At 41.7% G+C, this 21,765-nt stretch carries 16 protein-coding genes; 9 read left to right on the top strand and 7 right to left on the bottom strand.

The annotated features are described in order from the left end of the window. The first annotated feature begins 144 nt into the window (after positions 1-144). Positions 145-1,752, top strand: a complete 1,608-nt coding sequence (bshC, locus tag ACP2AF_RS19815; protein WP_425237877.1) for a bacillithiol biosynthesis cysteine-adding enzyme BshC — start codon at positions 145-147, stop codon at positions 1,750-1,752. A gap of 66 nt (positions 1,753-1,818) precedes the next feature. On the opposite strand, the gene ACP2AF_RS19810 is transcribed toward bshC, so the two are convergent. From ACP2AF_RS19810 to ACP2AF_RS19800, 3 genes are all read right to left on the bottom strand, one after another. Then, entirely contained in the window at positions 1,819-2,364 is a 546-nt protein-coding gene (locus ACP2AF_RS19810; protein WP_425237876.1) for a pyridoxamine 5'-phosphate oxidase family protein, read from the bottom strand. A 407-nt stretch (positions 2,365-2,771) separates the two neighbouring features. Continuing rightward, on the bottom strand, positions 2,772-4,802 hold the full coding sequence (locus ACP2AF_RS19805) for a glycosyl hydrolase family 95 catalytic domain-containing protein (protein ID WP_425237875.1): 2,031 nt from the start codon (positions 4,800-4,802) through the stop codon (positions 2,772-2,774). A 33-nt stretch (positions 4,803-4,835) separates the two neighbouring features. Further along, a complete protein-coding gene (locus ACP2AF_RS19800) occupies positions 4,836-5,561 on the bottom strand; it encodes an SIMPL domain-containing protein (protein WP_425237874.1) in 726 nt (241 codons plus the stop codon). A gap of 77 nt (positions 5,562-5,638) precedes the next feature. On the opposite strand from ACP2AF_RS19800, the gene guaA reads away from it, so the two are divergent. The 4 genes from guaA to ACP2AF_RS19780 are packed head-to-tail and all read left to right on the top strand — an operon-like array spanning position 5,639 to position 10,317. Then, positions 5,639-7,171, top strand: a complete 1,533-nt coding sequence (gene guaA / locus ACP2AF_RS19795; protein WP_425237873.1) for a glutamine-hydrolyzing GMP synthase — start codon at positions 5,639-5,641, stop codon at positions 7,169-7,171. Between the two features lies 1 nt (position 7,172). Continuing rightward, positions 7,173-9,377, top strand: a complete 2,205-nt coding sequence (locus ACP2AF_RS19790) for a LysM peptidoglycan-binding domain-containing protein (RefSeq protein WP_425237872.1) — start codon at positions 7,173-7,175, stop codon at positions 9,375-9,377. Further along, the gene (locus ACP2AF_RS19785) at positions 9,374-9,778 is read left to right on the top strand and encodes an OsmC family protein (RefSeq protein ID WP_425237871.1); all 405 of its coding nucleotides are present in this window, start codon (positions 9,374-9,376) and stop codon (positions 9,776-9,778) included. The genes ACP2AF_RS19790 and ACP2AF_RS19785 overlap by 4 nt, the downstream gene beginning before the upstream one ends. Beyond that, positions 9,766-10,317, top strand: a complete 552-nt coding sequence (locus ACP2AF_RS19780; RefSeq protein ID WP_425237870.1) for a DUF922 domain-containing protein — start codon at positions 9,766-9,768, stop codon at positions 10,315-10,317. Before ACP2AF_RS19785 ends, ACP2AF_RS19780 begins: the two co-directional genes overlap by 13 nt. A gap of 40 nt (positions 10,318-10,357) precedes the next feature. Here the strand turns inward: ACP2AF_RS19780 and ACP2AF_RS19775 are convergent, their stop codons facing one another. Continuing rightward, positions 10,358-11,227: a hydroxypyruvate isomerase family protein gene (locus ACP2AF_RS19775; RefSeq protein WP_425237869.1), complete on the bottom strand. Its 870-nt coding sequence runs from the start codon at positions 11,225-11,227 to the stop codon at positions 10,358-10,360. A gap of 52 nt (positions 11,228-11,279) precedes the next feature. Between ACP2AF_RS19775 and ACP2AF_RS19770 the strand changes: the two genes are divergently transcribed. The 4 genes from ACP2AF_RS19770 (at position 11,280) to ACP2AF_RS19755 (ending at position 15,849) form a co-directional block, all read left to right on the top strand. Then, entirely contained in the window at positions 11,280-11,522 is a 243-nt protein-coding gene (locus tag ACP2AF_RS19770; RefSeq protein ID WP_425237868.1) for a DUF3820 family protein, read from the top strand. Between the two features lie 48 nt (positions 11,523-11,570). Further along, complete coding sequence (locus ACP2AF_RS19765) at positions 11,571-13,208, top strand: CTP synthase (protein ID WP_425237867.1); 1,638 nt, start codon at positions 11,571-11,573, stop codon at positions 13,206-13,208. 91 nt (positions 13,209-13,299) lie between these two features. Beyond that, entirely contained in the window at positions 13,300-15,168 is a 1,869-nt protein-coding gene (yidC, locus tag ACP2AF_RS19760; RefSeq protein ID WP_425237866.1) for a membrane protein insertase YidC, read from the top strand. A gap of 132 nt (positions 15,169-15,300) precedes the next feature. Further along, a complete protein-coding gene (locus ACP2AF_RS19755; RefSeq protein WP_425237865.1) occupies positions 15,301-15,849 on the top strand; it encodes a DUF6515 family protein in 549 nt (182 codons plus the stop codon). Between the two features lie 281 nt (positions 15,850-16,130). On the opposite strand, the gene ACP2AF_RS19750 is transcribed toward ACP2AF_RS19755, so the two are convergent. The 3 genes from ACP2AF_RS19750 to ACP2AF_RS19740 all read right to left on the bottom strand — a co-directional run bounded on the left by ACP2AF_RS19750 (position 16,131) and on the right by ACP2AF_RS19740 (position 21,710). After that, positions 16,131-18,185, bottom strand: coding sequence for a fasciclin domain-containing protein (locus ACP2AF_RS19750; RefSeq protein ID WP_425237864.1), 2,055 nt, complete (start codon positions 18,183-18,185; stop codon positions 16,131-16,133). Positions 18,186-18,517: 332 nt separating this feature from the next. Beyond that, positions 18,518-19,516, bottom strand: coding sequence for a fasciclin domain-containing protein (locus tag ACP2AF_RS19745; RefSeq protein WP_425237863.1), 999 nt, complete (start codon positions 19,514-19,516; stop codon positions 18,518-18,520). 289 nt (positions 19,517-19,805) lie between these two features. Then, positions 19,806-21,710: a fasciclin domain-containing protein gene (locus ACP2AF_RS19740; RefSeq protein ID WP_425237862.1), complete on the bottom strand. Its 1,905-nt coding sequence runs from the start codon at positions 21,708-21,710 to the stop codon at positions 19,806-19,808. Positions 21,711-21,765: the final 55 nt, after the last annotated feature.

The following is a 21,765-nucleotide window of genomic DNA, read 5'->3' as shown; positions in this document are numbered from 1 at the left end:
TTAGATTTTGAAGTAAGTCAAATCTAATGATTCTTGGATAAAAACGGCATCAAAATCCATCACTGGTCCTAAATTCGGTTTAACGTATTTTTAGGAACTCCAAAAAGCGATAGTTTTATCTTTACGGGTATTTTGACCCGACCTATGGATATTGAATGTCTTCCCTTTGATCACACTGGTTATTTTTCGGAATTGATATGTGATTATCTCAAGGAAAAAAAATCGCTTCGCTCCTTTTACCATCGTTTCCCAAATTTGGAGAACTTTCAAAAGCAAATAGAAGAAAAAGCCAAGAACTTTCCGCAATCCCGTAGGGAAGTGCTGTATGATGGGCTTCAAAATCAGTATAATGGGGTTCAAATCACCAAAAAGACGGAAGCCCATATCCGACAGCTCAAAGAACCGATTACCTTTACCGTAGTGACTGGGCACCAACTCAACCTCTTTACGGGTCCTTTATACTTTCTGTATAAGATTATCTCTACTATAAACCTTACCCTTGAACTCAAAAAAGCGTATCCCCGATATAATTTTGTGCCGGTGTATTGGATGGCGACGGAGGATCACGACTTTGAGGAGATCAATTTTTTCAACTTCAAGGGAAAAAAAATACAATGGAACCCGGACAACCTTCAGGGTGGTGCCGTTGGACATTTTTCAACGGAAGGACTAAAGGAGGTTTACCAAGCTTTTACCAATGAACTTGGGAGTAACGGCAATGCTGAGACAATAAAACAACTTTTTGAGAAGACGTATCTGGAAAATAATAATCTTACTGATGCCACCAGATATTTGGCCAATGCTCTTTTTGGGGAATATGGATTGGTAATTGTTGATGGGGACGATGTAAATCTGAAGAAGCAAATGGTTCCCTATGTAAAAAAGGATGTTTTGGAAAAGGTGGGGTTTCAAAAGGTTACCGAAACGATTTCACGTTTGGAAGCTCTGCCCTCAAAATACAATATCCAGGTCAATCCACGGGAAATCAATTACTTCTATCTCGCAGAGGGTGTTCGGGAACGAATAATTGAAAAGGAGGGAAAGTTTTTTGTGAACGATACAGAAATCGAGTTTTCAAGAGATCAACTGTTGGCCGAGCTTGAAGACCATCCCGAGCGTTTTTCGCCCAATGTGATTATGCGACCGGTCTATCAGGAGGTAATCCTACCCAACCTTTGCTACATTGGTGGGGGAGGGGAATTGGCCTATTGGTTGGAGTTGCAATTCATGTTCGAAACCATGGGCGTAACTTTTCCTGTACTGTCCTTGCGCAACTCTGTTTTGGTAATCGCGAAAAAGCAGTACGACAAATTGAAACGATTGAATCTGTCCACCACAGACTTGTTTCTAAAACAAAGTAGTTTTATCAACAAGAAGATTAGGGAAATTTCCAATATCGACATTGATTTTACTCCCCAAAAAAAGTACTTGGAAGAACAGTTCAGAGCATTGTACGATTTGGCCGAACAAACGGACAAGTCCTTTTTGGGCGCGGTAAAGGCGCAGGAGGTAAAACAAAAAAAGGGGTTGGATAGCTTGGAAAAACGCCTGTTAAAAGCACAAAAACGAAAATTGGCGGATCATGTGACCCGAATTACCGAAATCCAAAATGAACTTTTCCCGAACCAATCGCTCCAAGAACGAACCTTGAATTTCTCGGAACTCTACTTGGAGCTAGGGGATGACCTGATACCTATGCTCATTAAAGTACTGAAGCCACTGCACCATGAATTTTTGATATTGACTTACTGACTACCTTGCAGATGTGGCTTTTTAGCGAACCGTCATCTGCATATCCTTGGGAGAAAACAACTGGGCCTAGGGAACCAAAAAGTCGCTTTTCCATGAATCGTTTATCTTGGAAAATTTAATACGCAAGTGATTGGGTCGTTGCAGTTTTAGGTATTCAATTTTAAAGGGTTCTATTTCCACAATACAAAAATAATTTTTGTCCTCAAGGTATTCCACGGCATCCGGATTTGAAATATCACTTCCAGGTGCTACCGAAGTGGTATAGTCTTTTCTACTACCGGGCTGTACTTCTTTCCAGTACTTTTCAAGAATTTCCCCTTTGGTATGAATATCGGCCAATCCTTCAATTTTGATTTGAACCAATTTTTTAGGATGATAAAAAAGAAGACTTACCCTATTGTTCTCCTTGATGTGCAAGATTTTTTTGGAACGCTGATCCGTGTAGATAGAAATATTTAAATTCCTGGATACCTTTCTAAGCACCACCGTTCTAAGGCGGGGCATACGTTCCAATCCTACAGTCGCCATAGTGCAATACCGGAAGGGATGCGCTTTCTCGGTGGCTCCATTTCTAAGTTCTTTTGTTATTTCTTTCCAGAGAATAGTATTCATTTTCAGCACCTTATACTTAAAGATAAAAAAAATTAAAAAAATAGGTAGGGTATTTTAGGGATGGGTTGTTTCATATACAAATTGCTATGAGTTGAGATTGATAAACTTCATCCCGATTCATCCCACATATTCGGGATGAGGTTTTCTTAAGATATCAAATTTTAATTTGAGTTAGTTAAATAAGTTCATGTGTTTAGGTTGGTTTTTTGATTTTGACAAAAGCCTCGATGTAGGGTCGAGGCTTTTTCTTTTAGCCTGAACCTGTATAATATGCCCCACTATATATAAATTGAAAACCCCGCCGATAATTATCGGGTGGGGTTTTTCTATAAACCATCATAAGTTAACCTAGCTTTTGAACCCTGGAGTTTTCATATCAAAGTCCCAACAGAAAACTGTTAAGAATACTATTCGACTTTATAAGTTTTCCTTCCGGGTCCTACTCCTTTTAGAGTAAGCGATTTCCATTCCTTGGGTAGGATGGGGTTATTTTGTACGATGCCTTCGTCCGTAATATCCAATCCCCCAAAACCGAAAAGGACTACCTGTAGCATCCCTCCGGCACCGGTGGCAAAATAAGGGTTATCGCTGGTGGCCGCCTCTGCCAAGGCACCAAAGGGTGGGCGTTTGTTGGGTTCATAACTACGTCTAAAAAGCCGGTACGCCTCCTTGGCATTGCCCAGGCGGGCATAAATGACCGCAAAGACTGATTGCCCCATAGCAGGACCTTCCTCCGCCAATTTGGGTTCATAGTATTTTAAATCTTTCAAAACGGTTGCTTCATCATTAACCACATCTAATGGGTAGGTCAATAGATTTACATCGGCCTGTTTTATGCGTTCGCCGTCATAGGTGGCATGTTCCTTTGTGGTGCCATCCGGAAATTTCAATATCCTTATTTTTGAAGCTACTTCTACCCATTCCGGATTGGGTTTTTCCCCAACTTTGTTCGCTGCCAGTGTGGCAAATTCCAAAGCGGTAATGGCAGATCCATTGGTAAAGGCATTATCGTCGACGTTTGGAGCAAACTCATTGGCACCTACCACATTTTTGATGCTATAGCTACCATCCTCATTTTTAGTGGCCCTACTTACCCAATAATCGGCTACCTCTTTCATTAACGGATATCCTTTTTTCTTTAGCCAATCCAGATTTTTGGTAACCCTATAGTAATTCCAAAAGGCAATGGACACATCTGCTGTGATGTGATGCTCAAAGGTGCCCGTCAATGCCCATGCGGGGGTCGCTTCCTCACCAGTATCGTCGCTTTCCCACGGGAACATCGCTCCTTTGTATCCAAAATTGATAGCCTTTTCCTTAGCCTTGCCCAGTCTGTCCGATCGATAATTCACCAAGGAACGGGCAATTTCCTGATTGAGCATTAGCAGGGGAGGGAACATCCACAACTCGGTATCCCAAAAAATATGGCCGTTGTAGTTTTGCGAGGAAAGTCCCATAGGTGCAATGCTTAAATCGGAATCCCCTCGGGAAAAAGCGTAAAGGTGGTAGAGTGCCAAACGCACATCCAATTGATCTTGGAGATTCCCTTCAATAATAATGTCCCCTTCCCATAAATCGGCCCATAATTTTTTGTGTTGATCCAAAAGATCTTCCCTTGGGGTAAGGAGATTGAAAATAACAAAGCGTTCCGATTCCGTTTGGGGGTCTTCAAAATCTTGTGTGCTACATTCAGCTCCGGTCCAGGCAAATTCAAACTCTTCTCCCTTTTTGAGTTCTTTTTCAAAAGAGAGTCGGTTATCATATTCCGATACTTTTTCGTGTACCAATTGGGGTCTTTGATGCTCCCGGGTGGAGTTAATGGCATGCCAAATAAAAGTGGCTGATGTACCCACGGTGTGTTTTCCCAATCTGCTCTTGGCCACGGTTTGAAGAATGGGCATGGTGGTCTCCAAATCTTGTAACACCCGGAATGTGCTAAGAGGTTCCAAGTACTCTTCAGGAGTGCTGATCTTACCAGTTGCCTTAACGGAAATTGATTTTGTAGGAATTAATTTAATATCCACATAACCAGAGTATTGAACATTTCTAAGTGCATAAATAGTATAAGTAACCTTAGCTTTGTCCTTAAAGTTAAAGGAGGTAGTAAAAGCAGCTGTTTTCATATCCAGAACCTGCTCAAAATCGCTTATGTTTCCCTCTGTTATCTTTTCGCCATCTATCTCCAAATCTAAATTGGCAAAGTTCATTCCCAGTAGGATTTTGCTAACCCCTAAGGGTGATTCCTTGTCGTAGACATTGTTTAAAATAATGGATTTGGTTTGAAAAGGCTTATCCTCTGGCAGAATTCCGATTCGACCGTTGGCAGTAACGATTCCCGTATATTTTTCTACTTTTCCAGAGGAAATGATCCAGCCGTTTTCTTGAGCTTTTAGGGCAAAACAAAAAAGCATGCATAGGAATGCCGTTTTAGTCTTCATAATTATAAGTTTGAGTTAGTTGTTTAATCTAATTTAATCCACATTGTATTCCAGTCGCATTGTAATGGAGGCGGTCTTATTTTTGGAGGAAGTATTGTAGGCCCCGCCCCAACTGTAATCTTCCCCGGAGTTCTGCCCGGTTATTTGAAAAACACCCATACGGGCTGAAATCAGATCACCCAAACGCCCTCCTGCGTTTTCGGCGATTTTCTCAGCGCGGATTCGCGCATCCTCGGTGGCTTTTGAAATCATTTCTATCTTTAAATCGGCCAGTTTGGTATAATAGTATCGCGGTGGCGAAGAATTGAATTGAACGCCTTTGTTTAAAAGTTCGGTGATTTCTCGGGAAACTTCCTCTATCATGGATACATCGGTCGACTCGATCTGTACGGATTGAATCAGTTCATAGCCTCTAAATGTACTACCGACAAAATTGCCATTTTCATATTTGTTGTCCCGTTGCTCAATAGTCTGTACCGAGTTAAATATGATATTGTCAGCATTGATTCCCTTGGATGTCAAATACTCTTTTACGATTTCCTTTTGCTTGTTCAGTTGCTCAAAAGCTGAGGTGAGCACCGTATTGAAAGAGGAAAAGCGACCTTCCCAAACAATAAGGTCCGAAGTAAAATTTTCATTGCCCAGGCCCGTTACGGAAATGACTTGCGGCGGATTTGCCCGCTCTACATAGGCATTGCCCAAAAAAAAGGCGGCAAGGACTATGGCAATACCAAAGATAATTGCAGTAATATGTTTCATAATGGTGTTGTGTAAAGTATTTGATAAATATACCGAAAAGATACTTTTCCAAATAGGGCAAATTCTTATTTTTGCCCATGCAAAACAACGTCCTTATCCTTGACTTTGGCTCCCAGTATACCCAATTGATTGCAAGACGCGTACGAGAGTTGAATATTTTCTGTGAAATTAAACCCTACAATAAACTTCCCGATGACCTTTCCGAATATGGAGCGGTTATCCTTTCCGGATCGCCCTTTTCGGTAAGGGCCGAAGATGCTCCGCATCCCGATCTATCCAAAATAAAGGGAAAAAAACCCATTTTGGCCATTTGCTATGGAGCCCAATATTTGGCCCATTTTCATGGTGGGAATGTGGCACCCTCCAATACTAGGGAATATGGCCGGGCCCGCCTGACTACGATTAAAAACGATGAGCCTTTTTTTTACGAGATATCGGAAAGCTCCCAGGTTTGGATGAGTCATAGCGATACCATTAAGGAATTACCTTCATCTGCTATTCGCCTTGCCAGCACCAGGGATGTTGAAAATGCAGCGTATCGGATAGAAGGAGAGCAAACCTTTGGTATCCAATTTCATCCAGAGGTATATCACACGATCCAAGGGAAGCAAGTTTTGGAGAATTTTTTGGTTCATATAGCCGGGCTCAAGCAGACCTGGACCCCGGATGCTTTTGCAGAAACTACAGTGAACGAGCTTCGGGAAAAAATAGGGAACGAGAAAGTTATCCTTGGCCTGTCCGGAGGTGTGGATTCTACAGTAGCCGCCGTTTTGTTACATAAAGCTATAGGTGAAAACTTGCACTGCATTTTTGTGAATAACGGACTCTTACGTAAAAATGAGTTTACCGACGTCCTTGAACAATATAAGGGCATGGGTCTAAATGTAAAGGGTGTAGACGCTTCGGCACGCTTTTTGGATGCCTTGGCAGGGGAGGATGACCCTGAGCGAAAGCGAAAGATTATCGGTAGGGTATTTATCGAAGTATTTGATGATGAGTCGCATTTGGTAGAAGACGCACAGTGGTTAGGACAAGGAACAATTTACCCGGACGTCATCGAATCCGTTTCGGCCACTGGAGGCCCGTCGGCAACCATAAAAAGTCATCATAATGTGGGTGGATTACCGGATTTTATGAAATTGAAAGTCGTAGAACCCTTGAAGATGTTGTTTAAAGATGAAGTACGCAGGGTAGGGGCCAGTCTGGGAATTGCGGATGAACGTTTGGGAAGGCATCCTTTTCCTGGACCGGGATTGGCCATTCGAATTTTGGGAGACATTACCCGTGAAAAAGTGGCCATTTTACAGGAAGTTGATGCCATTTTTATCGATGGATTACGGGAATGGGGTCTTTATGACAAGGTTTGGCAGGCCGGAGCCATGCTTTTACCCGTAAATAGTGTAGGGGTTATGGGAGATGAACGTACATATGAAAAATGTGTAGCTTTACGGGCTGTAGAAAGTACCGACGGTATGACCGCGGATTGGGTTAATCTGCCCTATGAATTTTTGCAAAAAACCTCCAATGAAATAATAAATAAGGTTCCTGGCGTTAATAGAGTAGTATATGATATTAGTTCCAAGCCCCCGGCAACCATAGAATGGGAATAGAATGAACCGATTTTTTAAGAACACTATCCTGGTTTTACTATTGGTCTTTATGGGCCATATAGCTTTCGCACAACAATTTGTAACCCACGCCGTGAAGGAGGGCGAGACCTTGGAGAGTATTGCCAAGCAATATCGAGTTACCCCCTACAACATTCTTAAGTTCAACAAGGAGCTAAAACAGAATGATGAGTTGTCCCCCAATACTATTTTGGTAATTCCATCAGGTTTGGCGGCAGGCCAAGATGCATCCGCACCAGCCGCCGGCAAGAAAAAATTGTTTCCCGAGGAAGAACCCCAAGAACAAATAGAACCATCAGGATTTGGGCGACATAAGGTGCGAAAAAAGGAAACCTTATATGGTATTGCGAAGCGGTACAATATTACCGAGGAAGATATAAAACGATACAATAGGGAACTATATTCGAGCCAGTTGCGGAAAAAAATGATTCTAAGAATCCCAAAGTATCCGGAGCAAAGGGGAAGAACGGAGCGAGATTCCATTTTGGAAGCCGATTTCGAGATTTACACCGTAACCCCCAAGGAAACCCGTTGGAGTATTGCCCACAAATATGGGATTACCATCGATAGCATGTTGGTGCTCAACCCCGATCTTTCCAAGATTACGGATTACTTAAGGGAAGGACAGGAGCTCCGTTTGCCCAAAATGCCGGGTAGTACGGTTGAAAATCAAGAAACGCAATTATATATCTCATATACGGTACCTCCAAAAATGAATTTTTATCGTTTGGAAAAGGAATTTGGAGTGAAGTCCGATGAAATTGTACGGTTGAATCCGGAAATTGCCGAACGTGGAGGATTAAAGGAAGGGATGATCATACGCCTTCCCGAAAAAAAGTTAGACCCAGATGCCATTAACACGGAGAACTATATTTTCTATGAGGTAAAGCCAAAGCAGACCGTTTTTTCCCTGACCCGGAAGTTGGGAATTTCATATGAAGACCTACTGCTTTTAAATCCGGACCTTAAGGAAGGCCTCAAGGCAGGGATGGTACTTAAACTTCCTATGGACCAGAAAGGTGATTTTGAAGTTAGAAACGCACTGGTATTGGATAAGATTAACCTTTTGGATAGCATTGACCCGGCCAATAGACCTAAACTATTGTTTCTTTTGCCGTTTCGTCTGGATCGCTTAAATCTAAGGGACAAGGAAAGTGTAGAGAACAACATTGAAAATCGTAATGATATTAAATACAGCCTAGGGCTTTATTCCGGGGCACTTGTAGCTTTGGATTCCATAGCTGAACTCGGGATTTCGGTGTATGTAAGAACGTATGACAATCAATTAAGCCTCAACAGAACCAAAGAAGTGCTTTTTCGGGAGAACCTGCTGGATGTTGATGCCGTTTTAGGTCCCTTGGACGAACAATCCTTAAAAGAAGTGGCCGTACGTACCTCCGTTCACGGTATACCTGTAATTGCCCCCGTCCCGGTTAAAAGTGATATAAGTTTAAACAATGTGTTTTTTTCATACACTTCCGATGATATTTTGAGAAAGCGTATGCTTCAATATGTTACGGACAGTCTTACGGGCCAGAATGTTGTGGTTATCGCCGATCAAAAGAACGGGGCAGTAAAAGATTCCATTTTGGCTAAATTTCCTATGGCAAAGGTCTTGGAAGTCAAAGAAGAGGAAAAAAACATAGGCATAAATCGGGAAAAACTGGCTACCATGCTGTCCGAGGAGGTCGAAAATTGGGTTTTTGTGGAAACGGGTAATTTTAAGTTGATTTCCAGTGTAGTATCTATTTTAAATTCCTTCAATGGCGCTTTATTGGATGTTGAAAATAGTACGGAAAAACTAAAAGTGAGAATGTTTACAACCAATAAGAATAGAGCATTTGATAACGATGTTATTTCCAGCTCACATTTATCCAACTTAAGATTCACCTATCCTTCAGTGTATCGGGAAGTGGCTAATGATAAATTCGTTAAGCGATATCGAAAACGTTTTGGGGATACCCCGGATCGATATGCCGTGCGCGGTTTTGATATTACGTACGACCTGCTTTTAAAATTGGCCTATAAGAACAATTTAATGGAAGCTTCCAAACTTATTGGAAAGACCGAATATACCGGAAACACATTTGATTATGAGAAGGATTTTGCCACGGGCTACTTCAACCAAGCTTCATATATTATGACGTATGATAATTTGCGCATCAAGGAAGTAAAAGAAAACCCATGACATCAAAAGTGATTTATACTGGTGAGTTGCGTACCGAATGCGAGCATGTCCGTTCAGGCAATACTTTTATTACTGATGCCCCTTTGGACAACAACGGTAAGGGAAAAGCCTTTTCTCCCACGGATACCGTTGCTACGGCCTTGGCGAGTTGTATGCTTACTGTAATGGGAATAAAGGCCAATAGGTTGGAAGTGGACTTGACCGATTCATCCGCGGAAATTACCAAGCATATGGCCTCCGATCCCAGACGGATTTCAAAGATTGAAGTCAAGTTAGACCTACCCTCCCATGTATCCGGGAAAAATCGTAAAATATTGGAAAATACGGCCAGAACTTGTCCGGTCCTTTATAGTTTGCACGCCGACATTAAAAAAGAAATTGATTTTCATTGGGTACTTTAAGGCTATTTTCTTTTTCATTTTTATTACTTGGCCTAAGCACTGTTTTTTGCCAAGAGGAGGAAACCATTCCTTGGAGTGCGGATAGAAAATTGACTTGGGAGGATTTTAAGGGCAAGCCTTTAAAAACAGAATGGGCCGCTGCTACTACGGCCAGTGGAATTAGTTACGAGTTCTCCACATCTGGAACCCTCAACAATTTGAAGGTAAATTTCAAGGTACATACCGACTTTTATCCACAAAAATCCTGGTATCGCCCGGAAATGTGCGATTCTGTAGTGTTAAGCCATGAGCAATTACACTTTGATATCTCCGAGTTGTTCGCAAGAAAGATGCGGAGAAGATTAAATGAAACTTCATTTACTCGAAATGTAAAGGCTGAGGTAAGGAAAATTTATAGGGAAACTCTAAAGAGTCTCACAGCATTTCAAAACAAATACGACCACCAGACCAATTTTTCCAGAAATATTGAGCAACAGCTAATTTGGAACAAAAAAATTAGTGAGGCGCTTTCCGCTACGGAATTACAACCCTTGAAATAAGATATTTCATAGCTATTATATTATAGCGGAATCCAGAAATTTATACGTCACAAATGGTGACTCCCTGTTTTAAGGCGGCTATTTTGTCTTCCCAGGAAGGAACGAACTCTTGGGCAACATGGCCTTTATAACCGGTTTTTAAAATCGCCTTCATAATGGCCGGGTAATACAGCTCCTGGGTTTCATCAATTTCGTGCCGTCCCGGATTTCCTCCGGTATGATAATGCCCAATGTATTGATGATAATCTTGAATATTACGTATAATATCCCCTTCCATGATTTGCATGTGGTATATATCGTACAGGAGCTTAAAATTTTCGGATCCCAACTGCTTGCATAATTCGGCGCCCCACTCCGTATGGTCGCACATGTAATCCTTATGGTCTACCTTTGAGTTCAGCAATTCCATTTGAATGACCACTCCGTGTTTTTCTGCCGAAGGCATTATTTTTTTGAGTCCTGCAACACAGTTTTTTAGCCCAACACCATCATCCATTCCATTTCGGTTTCCGCTAAAACAGATAAGGTTGGTATACCCTGCTTCGGCCACCTTGGGGATTATTTGTAGATAATCCGCTATAAGTTCCTTATGGTATTGCGGATCGTTCCAGCCTTTTTCTATTCCCATCCCAGCGCCCCAGCACATGGATGCATGAATATCATGTTTTTTCAGAAGGGGCCAATCTTCTGGGCCAACAAGGTCTATGGCCTTTACGCCCAAACCTTTTAAGTCTTGTAGAAACGTTTCCAGGGGAATGGAGTTATAACACCAATAACATGCGCTGTGGTTTATATTTTTCTTTAGTTCTAGAGGTTTTTGTGTTATGGGCTTCATGGCATTTCCTGTTTTGCCGGCCAACATTCCAACGGATGCCACCGCCGAGGTTCCGATAAATGCTCTTCGTTTCATGATGAATTTTCTTTTTTGTTCCGTTTTAAAGATAGAACAATTAAATTTATCCATGGACGTATTTCCAGAAGGCGAAAAATTAAAGGAACTGGCACATTATAAAATGCCGTTTGGAAAGTATAAGGATAGCTTTTTGATCGATTTGCCCGAGCCCTATTTGGCTTGGTTTAAGCGCAACGGTTTCCCAAAAGGAAAACTAGGCAATTTGTTGCAAGCCACTTTGGAAATAAAAATCAATGGTCTAGAACCGTTGATCCGTAAGGTTCAAAAAGATTTTCCCAAGGATTCCCTGTAATTTCCTTGGGCAATTCGTATCTTTGAATCCCGTAATCACGAATGCATCATGTCCAATACCAAATACATCTTCGTTACGGGGGGAGTAACTTCATCACTTGGAAAAGGTATTATTGCGGCTTCATTGGCCAAATTGCTTCAAGCCCGCGGTTATAAAACCACAATTCAAAAACTTGACCCTTATATTAATGTAGATCCGGGAACTTTGAATCCTTATGAACATGGTGAGTGCTATGTGACCGATGATGGAGCTGAAACCGATTTGGATCTTGGGCATTATGAACGTTTTTTGAACGTACGAACCTCACAGGCAAATAACGTAACTACAGGAAGGATCTATCAAAGTGTCATAGAAAAAGAACGTAGGGGCGAATTTTTGGGAAAGACCGTCCAAGTAGTGCCCCATATTACCAATGAAATAAAGGAACGCATACAAATTCTTGGGAAAAGTGGCGAATATGACATCGTCATTACTGAAATAGGGGGTACTGTTGGGGATATAGAATCCCTTCCCTACATTGAAGCGGTAAGACAGCTCTTATGGGAGTTAGGGGACAATAACGGTATTGTAATCCATCTTACCCTGGTGCCTTATCTTTCTGCTGCCGGAGAACTAAAGACGAAGCCTACCCAACATTCCGTAAAGACATTGATGGAAAGTGGGATTAAGGCGGATATTCTGGTTTGTAGGACGGAACATGAAATTTCCGATGAAATAAAGGATAAACTGGCTTTATTTTGTAATGTAAAGCGTGAGGCGGTAATTCAATCCATAGACGCCTCCACTATTTATGATGTGCCAATCTTGATGCATGAGGAAGGTTTGGATACCGTAGCTCTTCAAAAATTGGCCCTGACGGATAGTACTGCACCGGATTTGAGGCAATGGAGAGAGTTTTTGGAACGACACAAGAACCCCCAAAATGAAATAACGGTAGGACTTATTGGGAAATACGTAGAGTTGCAGGATTCCTACAAATCCATATTGGAGTCCTTTATCCATGCGGGAGCCACCAATGAGGTGCGGGTTAATGTAAGATCCATTCACTCGGAATACCTGTCGGAAAAAAATCTGGAAAAAGAATTACGTGGCCTCCATGGCCTGCTTGTGGCCCCGGGCTTTGGTGAGCGTGGAATTGAAGGCAAAATCAAGGCCGTGCAGTATGCTCGGGAAAATAGTATTCCATTTTTGGGAATTTGCTTGGGAATGCAAATGGCCGTAATCGAATACGCCCGAAATGTTTTAGGACTTACCAATGCCAATTCCACGGAAATGGATGAATACACGACTCACCCGGTAATTAATTTAATGGAGGAGCAGAAGACCATTGTAAACAAAGGAGGTACCATGAGATTGGGAGCCTGGGACTGTACACTCTTTGAGGGTAGTTTAGTTGAGCAAATTTACCAAGGAGCTACCGAAATCTCCGAAAGACATCGTCACCGTTATGAGTTCAACAACAGTTATAAGGAACAACTAGAGGATGCCGGCCTTGTTGCTTCTGGGATTAATGCAGAAACGGGATTGGTGGAAATTGTGGAATTGGCCGATCATCCTTGGTTCATAGGTGTACAGTATCACCCTGAATATAAAAGTACGGTTGCCAACCCACACCCACTTTTTGTGGGCTTTGTAAAGGCCGCGTTAACGCATAAAAAAAGACAAACCAATGCCAGTTTGGCATAAACTCCGGATTTGGACATATATTTGCAGACCCTAACAAACGAGATAGGCCTCCAGTTCTAAATAACCAGTGGGTCGCCAAATCAAATTTTAGATGGAAGAAAAGAAAATAGACATCAATTCTATAATAGGCTTTGTGCTCATTTTTGGCATACTCATTTATATGTTTTATCAGAATAGGCCTACTCCTGAAGAATTGGAAGCGGAAAAAGCCAAACAGGAACAGGTTGAGGCCGCTGCGTCGGAAAAGGAGGATGTTCCCGAAAAAAATGCGCAGGCCGTACCAACCATTAACCTTCAAGACTCCTTGGCCGTGGCCAACTATAAAAATACAATCGGTGCTTTTGGATATACGGCCGCATCGGATGCCACCACCCTATTGGAAAACGATTTGGTTTCCTTGGAAATAAGCAACCGGGGAGGGCAAATTATAGAGGCCAGAATGAAGCAGTTCCATACTTATGACTCTGTGCCGGTTTATTTAATAAAGGATGGTAATGCGTCTTTTGGATTAACTTTTTCTACTTCGGACAATAGGGTGTTGAATAGCCAAGATCTGTATTTTGAGCCGTCATTATCCCAGAATGGGGATAATACGGTACTTTCCATGAAGGCCAAGGTATCCCCGAACCAGTTTTTGGAATATCGCTATGAAGTGAAACCCGATGATTATTTAGTTGGGTTTACTATACGTTCCCAAGGTCTCAATGGGATAATAAATGCCGGTCAACCTGTAAATTTAGAATGGAACCTAAAGGGTATTAGACATTCCAAAAGTATTAAGTATGAAAATAGATATACCAGGCTAACCTATCGTCATGAGGATGCAAAGATAAGCAAGCTCTCCGAAGGGAGTGACGATGAGGAGACCGAGGAAGATGTAAAATGGATATCTTATCGCCAGCATTTTTTCAGTTCTATACTAGCTACCAAGAATAATTTTAAAGAAGCCAATTTATCTTCCAAGAACTTGGTAGAGGAAGAAAGTAAGACTGCTGCATTTACGAAAGCATATAGTTCGGTAATACCTGTTGAACTGAGCGGAGGGGAGTTGTCCTTGGATATGGATTGGTATTATGGCCCAACGGATGTTGCTGTATTGGATAATTATGAAGAGTATGATCTGGCGGATTCCATCCCTTTTGGTTGGGGAATCTTTGGTTGGATCAACCGATATATCTTTACACCTTTTTATTCTTTGTTGAGTTCCTTTTTGCCATTTGGGATTGCTATTGTGGTTATGACCATTTTGGTACGTTTGGCCATGTCCCCGGTTACCTATAAATCCTATCTTTCACAAGCCAAGATGAAGGTGCTAAAGCCCGAAATTACCGAGTTAGGGGAAAAATACAAGGACAACGCCATGAAGAAGCAACAAGAAACCATGAAGTTGTACAACAAGGCCGGTGTTAGTCCTATGAGCGGTTGCGTTCCTGCCCTATTGCAGATGCCCATCTTCTATGCACTGTTTATGTTCTTTCCAACATCTTTCGCCTTGCGCCAAAAACCATTTCTTTGGGCAGATGACCTTTCGTCCTATGATACCATTTTTGAGTGGTCTACCAACATTCCGGTAATCTCAACATTCTATGGCAATCATGTAAGTCTGTTTCCAATCCTGGCCTCAGTAGCCATATTTTTCTATATGATGATGACTACGGGCCAAAATTTGCCACAGCAACCAGGGATGCCCAATATGAAGTTCATCATGTACCTGATGCCTTTTATGATGTTGATTTTCTTTAACAACTATGCCAGTGGATTGAGCCTGTATTATTTTGTCTCTAATCTTATTACCATAGGAATTATGTTGGTGATTAAAAGATTTATTCTGGATGAGGATAAAATTCATGCCCAAATACAGGAAAATAAAAAGAAGCCCAAAAAAGAGAATAAATTCCAACGTAAGATGCGCGAAATGATGGAGCAAGCCGAAGAGCAAAAGAAAGTAGGGAGGCGTTAATTCAGAACTTTTCAGTATTTAAGAAACCTTGAAAATGCTTTTTCAAGGTTTTTTTATGCCATTTGTTTTTTTACATATTAAACCTTATCCCTAAAACGTTATCTAAGTTGTAACGATCCAAATAATTTAAAAATGAAAAATCTAAGATATGGTATCGTCATTTTTTTAATGGCATTCCTGTTTTCCGGATATCACGCTGAAGCACAAGTAAGGCGACCCGTAGTAAAGACGGTAAGGGTGAGCAAAAAGACAAAGCGTAAAGTTCGAAGACACAATAGAAGGGTGCGACGCAGGACCTTAAGACGTTTGCCCTCCGGTAGTAGGGCAGTGATTTTTAGGAATGTTTCCTATTATCCCGTAAGGGGAATGTTCTTTGTAGCGAGAAGGGGAGTCTATGTAAGGGCCTTTCCACCAAGGGGCTTCCGGTTACGGGTTTTACCGGTCACCGCGGTTGCATTACATGTACGCGGTACACGATATGCCTATGCTGATGGGATATTCTATCAAAAGATGAACGACGAATACGAAATAGTAGATCCTCCAGTGGGAGCTGTGGTAGAAGAACTGCCCGAAGATGCCGAGGAAATTGATTTTGAAGGAGTTTCTGTTCATGAACTAAATAATGCACTTTACGAGGCCGTAGAAGATGGTTATGAAGTTATTGACCTTTTGGAGGACTAATACCTTAAATAAATAAAAAAACAAAAGGCCCGAACAATTTGTCCGGGCCTTTTGGCTTTAAAAAGAGGTTTAGTTTGGTAAGATTTGGGACAGCAAATATGACCTGTAAATTCCATCAAAAAAAAATGAAGTTGTAAAGTGTTCGTTTTTGTATGCTAACCGGTTTGAAATTGATGTTTAGGGTTTTAAGAATTCCTAAAATGATAAAGAAAAACTCCCGAGGATTTTTTCCTCGGGAGTCTTGAACAAATCAATTCATCAATCAAAACTAACTAACTTTCTTAATGGCTTGGAGGATTCAATGCATCTAGAACGGCTTGGGGCAACAATACTTTGTCAATAAGATGGACAATGCCGTTACTGGCCATTTGATCCGGACCTATTACATTGGCATCCGCGTCCGTTTTATCACGAATATCGATATCATGTCCATGAACAATGGCAAATAAGGACTCGCCTTGGACGGTACCAATTTCCTGATGGTTGGTAAGCGAAGAAGATTCTACCGCTGCACCAGACACCACATGATAAGTCAAAACTGCCGCCAATAAATCCTTTTCTGCTTGGGTGTCAAAATCGGCCAAGCTATGATAGTCATCACCCAAAGCATCCAATAAGTCTGCAAAAGCCTGATTTGTAGGAGCAAATACCGTAAAGGGGCCTTCTCCGCTCAATACATCCACCAAACCAGCATCGGCCTGAATTAAGGCTTCAACCAATAGGCTCAAGTCATCAACAGACTGTGCCAATTGCACGATATTAGGTGTAGGTGGATTTAGTATATCCAAAACCTCTTGGGGTAGTAGTACCTTGTTGATTACGTGTACAACTCCATTGCTTCCTTCCACATCTGGAAGGACCACAGTGGCATTGTCCTCGGTAGCATCATCAATATGTACCATGCCACCACTTATTGAAATTCCGACATTTTCACCTTGGAAAGTCTCTATCATTTGTCCATCACTAAGGTCTGTAGAAAGCGCTTTAGTGCCGGCAACTACATGGTAAGTCAATACTTTTACCAACAATGCTTTTTCTTCATCGGTATCGAAATCGGCAAGGCTGTGATAATCATCGCCCAAAAGCTCCAACAAAGCAACAAACGCATCATTGGTAGGAGCAAATACAGTAAAGGGCCCTGCACCTCCTAAAGTCTCTACGAGACCGGCATCCGCTTGGATGAGAGCTTCAACCAATAAGCTTAAATCATCCGTTGCCACTGCCAATTCTACAATGGTTTTCATGTTTAAGGCTGTCACAAAGTCAATAGCCGATTGAGGTAATAGAACTTTATCAATAGTATGTGCCACTCCGTTGGAGGCCATAATATCCGTACCAGTTATATTGGCATTTACGTCAGAAGCATCTCCTATAACAAAAGTATCTCCGGAAGCAATTATTTCAATACTATTATCGGTAAAGGCAGTCTCTACAGGGCCTTCGGCCAAATCAGCTTCCTTAACTTCTGCACCAGCTATAACATGGTATAGTAGAATATCCTTTAAAAGAGCGATTTCGGCTTCCTCATCAAAATCATCAAGACTATTGTAATCATCACCTAATATTCCTAAAAGGGCAACAAAAGCATCATCTGTAGGAGCCAATACGGTAAATGGGCCATCCGAGCTTAAAGTCTCTGCCAACCCGGCTTTGATGACGGCTGCTTCCAAAACGGAAAGCGCTTCTGTAGCGACCACAACATCTACCAAAGTACCAAGTTCATTTTCCATTTCGCCACCATTCAAGGCATCAATTATTGCTTGAGGCAACAAAACTTTGTCTATTACATGAACAATACCATTGCTTGCCTCAACATCGGGAATGACAACTTTCGCTGCATCAACATCCTCACCTTGCTTGTCCTTAATTTTTACGTCATCGCCCAACATTACGGTTACGTCCTCTCCTTGTACAGTAGTAATGGCTTGACCATCTGATAGACCTGAGGATTCGGCCGCTACACCAGAAACTACATGATAACTAAGGATAGTGGCTAAAATATCTCTCTCTTCATCGGTATCAAAATCATCCAATGAATCAAAGCCTTCCAATGCTTCTAGCAAGGAGGTGAAGGCTTCATTGGTAGGGGCGAATACAGTAAACGGACCTTCACCGCTTAAGGTGCCGATTAAGTCAATGTCATCTTTTTCATCCGCTTTGGATAGTGCTGCTACCAAAGAGCTTAAAGCATCTTGGCCCTGAGCAGTCTCAACAATGTTGATGGCATCACTTTTGGCTACTAGATTATCATCTTCATTGTCGTCGTCACATGAGAGTGAGAAGACTGAAGCCAGAGCGAGTACAAGCATACTCTTAAATCGAATCATTTTTTTCATAATAAAGTGTTTTAGGAATAAAATTGTTTAATAAAAAAATTTGTGGGTTGAACAAAAAAAATAGAATATCATTTATATCAATACTTAAACTAAAGTCAAAATTTGTTGAGTTTTAAACCGATTTCACCTTTAAAAGAAAGAATAATGTTTGACATTTATCTATTTTGTTTAAACACAAAGAAGATACTCCTAATTAAAAAAGGTTGCTTTTGTTTTACTTATTTTATAAAAAGTTTAACAAATTCGATATGACTTGCTATCTGTGTACAAAGAGGTTATGGTATAAAAAAACCGCCTCTAAGGGCGGTTTTTAAAATTTTGAAAGAGATCTTTTAGTTTTCGGTATCTGGCAACATAACTTGGTCAATAAGGTGGATTACTCCATTGCTTGCCTGGATATCCACAAATCCAATGTTAACATCATCGTTCCCCGCACCGTCCGTGATTGCGGCTATAAAAGGAGCGTTTACCTGTAAGGAAATTGTAATATCATCGCCCTCAAAGGTCGTTAGGGTCAACCCTTCGGAAAGACCACTACTCCTATTATTTCCTGGTGCGACATGGTGTTGGAGGACGGCCGTTAGAAGCGATTCGTCGATATCGGAGAGCGAAGACCAATCTGGATTTGAGTCCAATAATTCATCAAAGGCTTGATCTACAGGTGCAAATACGGTGAAAGGCCCGTCTTCTGACAAAAAAGCGGCAATATCCGATCCCGGGGTAGCCGTGGTTATTGCTGTGGTCAATTCCTCAAAATTGAAGTCTTCACTAATAAAAGTAACCACCGTAGGCAAATCGATTACCCCATCTACCAAGTGTATGGTTCCATTGGAGGCCAAAATGTCGCCCCCACCATTTACTACACGAGAAATACCATTAAATTCTATACCATCAGTGGCATCAAAATAAAGGGAAAGATTGGAGCCTTCCGTAGGACCGGAGGCCAAAGTTGCGGCATAATTTCGTTGAAGTAGGTTTAAGTCACTTGAGTTTAATTCCGTTGCTATTACATGGTTCAATAAAACTTGGGAAAGAGCGCCGACAGGAACGTCCTGTATGGAAGAGTAGTTGTTTTGTCCCAAAAACGTATTAAAAGCCGCGTTGGTTGGGGCTAGGACGGTAAACGATCCACTTGCCTCTAATTCGTCAGTGAGATTGGTACGCTGTAGCGCCTCTACCAAGATACTTAAATTGGGTTCGGCCTCGGCAAGATCTACTATGTTCTCCGCTGGCCGCGGCGGACCATCATTGTCGTCCGAATTGCAGGAGCTTGCCGCTACCAAAATGACCGCCAACGGCAAAAATTTGAATAACATAAGATACTTTTTCATAATCAATTATTTTTAATTTTAAGTTAAAGTCGTAATATTTTTAGTAGTCATAACAAGTCAACATCGTATTTTATGAAAATTTTAATATCCTGTACTTCCAACTACCAAAACGCGAAAATCTTTGAAAAATTGATTCAAATATCTGCCTTTTGTTTTGAATGAAAAGTAAATCCGAATCTAATTAAGAGTTTACAAGTGTTTTTTCCGCAAGTCTATTTTACGACAAAGGCCGCAAATTGCGGCCTTTGTACTAGTGCTTTAGGTACGATAAATACGTAATAATAATAATTTAGTTAGTGGTATCCGGTATCAAAACCTTATTTACTACATGGATTACACCGTTACCTGCCTGTACGTCCACTGCAATAATGCCAATGTCCGTATTTCCTGCCCCATCGGTAATATCGGCTATATTTTCCCCACTTCCAGGTAATGTTACCGTAATGCCATCACCTTCCAAAGTAGTTGCAGGGGTAGTCCCGTCCGGCGTAAGGTCTTCCGAGCGTATGTTGGCTCCGGCCACCACGTGATGTAACAGTACGGCTTCCAATTCAAAGAAATTGGGAATGGCATCCTGCGCCTCAAGTGCGGTATTGGTGGGAGCGAAAATTGTAAAAGAAGGATCTATCCCATCGCTGTTTCCACCGGATGTTCTTGATAATATTTCTACAAAATCCGTGTCTGGGGTAAGTTCGGTCAATGCCCCGACCAAGGTTGAGAAATCGGGATTTGCGGTTGCAAAAGTTACGACCGTTGGAATATCTATTACGCCGTCCACCGCATGAATAACTCCGTTTGTAGCAACAATATCCGCTGCTGCTACGCTACTCACTCCGTTAATTCTTACTCCATCATCCGTATTAATGTATAGGTTTAAATTATCGCCATCCGCATTGGTGGCAGCGGTTGTGATGTCATATCCTGTTTCCAAGCCTCCAGAAAGAGCTGCGGTTCCTACCACCACATGATTGGACAATATATTGTCAATTTCGTTTTCACTGGTAAATCCATCAAAGGCAGTATTGACCGGCGCAAAAACCGTGAAATCCGTGTCGGTGCCCGAGAGAAGATCAGTAAAAGTGGTATCGTCATCTGCAGTCAATAATCCAACCAAGCTGGAAAGGTCGGGATTGGCCACGGCATGGTCCACAATATTAGGAAGGCCAATTACCGCATCCACTATATGCACAACGCCATTGATTGCCTTATTATCCGGAGCGCTGACTTCTGATACCCCGTTTAAGGTAACTACATCCGTTACATTTACAAAAAGACTCAAATTGTTTTCCCCCGCCCCGGCGGTTGATAGAGTGGAAATGTAGCCCGTGCTAAGATCATTGGAAAGATTGGTTCCGCTGACAACGTGGTTCAAAAGTACTTGGGTCAAAACATCAACAGGTACTGCAGCTAAATCAGCAAAGTCGTTCGCTTCCAAAAAGGTGGTAAAAGCTTCATCCGTTGGGGCAAAAACCGTAAATGGCCCGTCGCCTGCCAATACTGTAGGTAAATCTCCATTGGCAGCTTGCAAGGCAGCTACCAAATTACTTAGGCTAGGGGTGGCTATTGCCAAATCTGTAATTGAGACCAATAAGATATCGGAAAGCGCATCAAGCGCAGCTTGGGGCAACAATACTTTATCTATAATATGTACAATACCATTGGCTGTCATTACATCTGCCCCGATAACCTCGGCAGCTTCACCAGCGGCATCCGTAAAGAAAACCCCACCGTCCAGACTTACGGTCAAGGTTCCACCTTCAAGAGTGGTGACCGATTGATCTGCCGTCAAATCCGTTGAGGCTACTGCCGCACCCGAAACTACATGATATGTTAATATAGTGGCCAACAAATTTTGAAGTTGTTCGCTATTGAAATCATCCAAGGAATCGAAACCATCCAAACGGGCAAAGAGGTCGGTAAAGGCATCATTACTTGGAGCTAAAACGGTAAACGTGCTATTCTCGTCACTAAGGGCTGCTACCAGATCATTGGCAGAACTTTCGTCAGCTTTTAATAAGGCAGCGACCAAGCTATTCAAGGAATCCTCTCCTTGGGCAGTTTCTACAATATTAAGTTCATCCATGGGCTGCTCCGGAGGAGTAGTGGGTCCATTATCATCATCGGAACAGGAAGCTACGAGGAGCAAAGCCATGGTTAAAATTGAGTAAGTAAAATTTTTAAAGATTCTTTTCATGATATAGATTATTAGGAATTTATGTTTAACAAATATATATTAATGATTAAACAAA

The sequence above is a fragment of the Ulvibacterium sp. genome (assembly GCF_965248315.1).
Lineage (GTDB): Bacteria > Bacteroidota > Bacteroidia > Flavobacteriales > Flavobacteriaceae > Ulvibacterium.
The sequence above is the reverse complement of the archived record's forward strand: the minus strand, read 5'-3'. Positions and strand labels throughout refer to the sequence as shown.

Bases quoted from the DNA above. Each gene is read 5' to 3' on its own strand.
- ACP2AF_RS19785 (WP_425237871.1), top strand. From the start codon at position 9,374: ATGACATCAAAAGTGATTTATACTGGTGAGTTGCGTACCGAATGCGAG.
- ACP2AF_RS19755 (WP_425237865.1), top strand. From the start codon at position 15,301: ATGAAAAATCTAAGATATGGTATCGTCATTTTTTTAATGGCATTCCTG.
- guaA (WP_425237873.1), top strand. From the start codon at position 5,639: ATGCAAAACAACGTCCTTATCCTTGACTTTGGCTCCCAGTATACCCAA.
- bshC (WP_425237877.1), top strand. From the start codon at position 145: ATGGATATTGAATGTCTTCCCTTTGATCACACTGGTTATTTTTCGGAA.
- ACP2AF_RS19740 (WP_425237862.1), bottom strand. From the start codon at position 21,710: ATGAAAAGAATCTTTAAAAATTTTACTTACTCAATTTTAACCATGGCT.
- ACP2AF_RS19810 (WP_425237876.1), bottom strand. From the start codon at position 2,364: ATGAATACTATTCTCTGGAAAGAAATAACAAAAGAACTTAGAAATGGA.
- ACP2AF_RS19770 (WP_425237868.1), top strand. From the start codon at position 11,280: ATGGACGTATTTCCAGAAGGCGAAAAATTAAAGGAACTGGCACATTAT.
- ACP2AF_RS19790 (WP_425237872.1), top strand. From the start codon at position 7,173: ATGAACCGATTTTTTAAGAACACTATCCTGGTTTTACTATTGGTCTTT.
- yidC (WP_425237866.1), top strand. From the start codon at position 13,300: ATGGAAGAAAAGAAAATAGACATCAATTCTATAATAGGCTTTGTGCTC.
- ACP2AF_RS19805 (WP_425237875.1), bottom strand. From the start codon at position 4,802: ATGAAGACTAAAACGGCATTCCTATGCATGCTTTTTTGTTTTGCCCTA.
- ACP2AF_RS19750 (WP_425237864.1), bottom strand. From the start codon at position 18,185: ATGAAAAAAATGATTCGATTTAAGAGTATGCTTGTACTCGCTCTGGCT.
- ACP2AF_RS19765 (WP_425237867.1), top strand. From the start codon at position 11,571: ATGTCCAATACCAAATACATCTTCGTTACGGGGGGAGTAACTTCATCA.
- ACP2AF_RS19800 (WP_425237874.1), bottom strand. From the start codon at position 5,561: ATGAAACATATTACTGCAATTATCTTTGGTATTGCCATAGTCCTTGCC.
- ACP2AF_RS19775 (WP_425237869.1), bottom strand. From the start codon at position 11,227: ATGAAACGAAGAGCATTTATCGGAACCTCGGCGGTGGCATCCGTTGGA.
- ACP2AF_RS19745 (WP_425237863.1), bottom strand. From the start codon at position 19,516: ATGAAAAAGTATCTTATGTTATTCAAATTTTTGCCGTTGGCGGTCATT.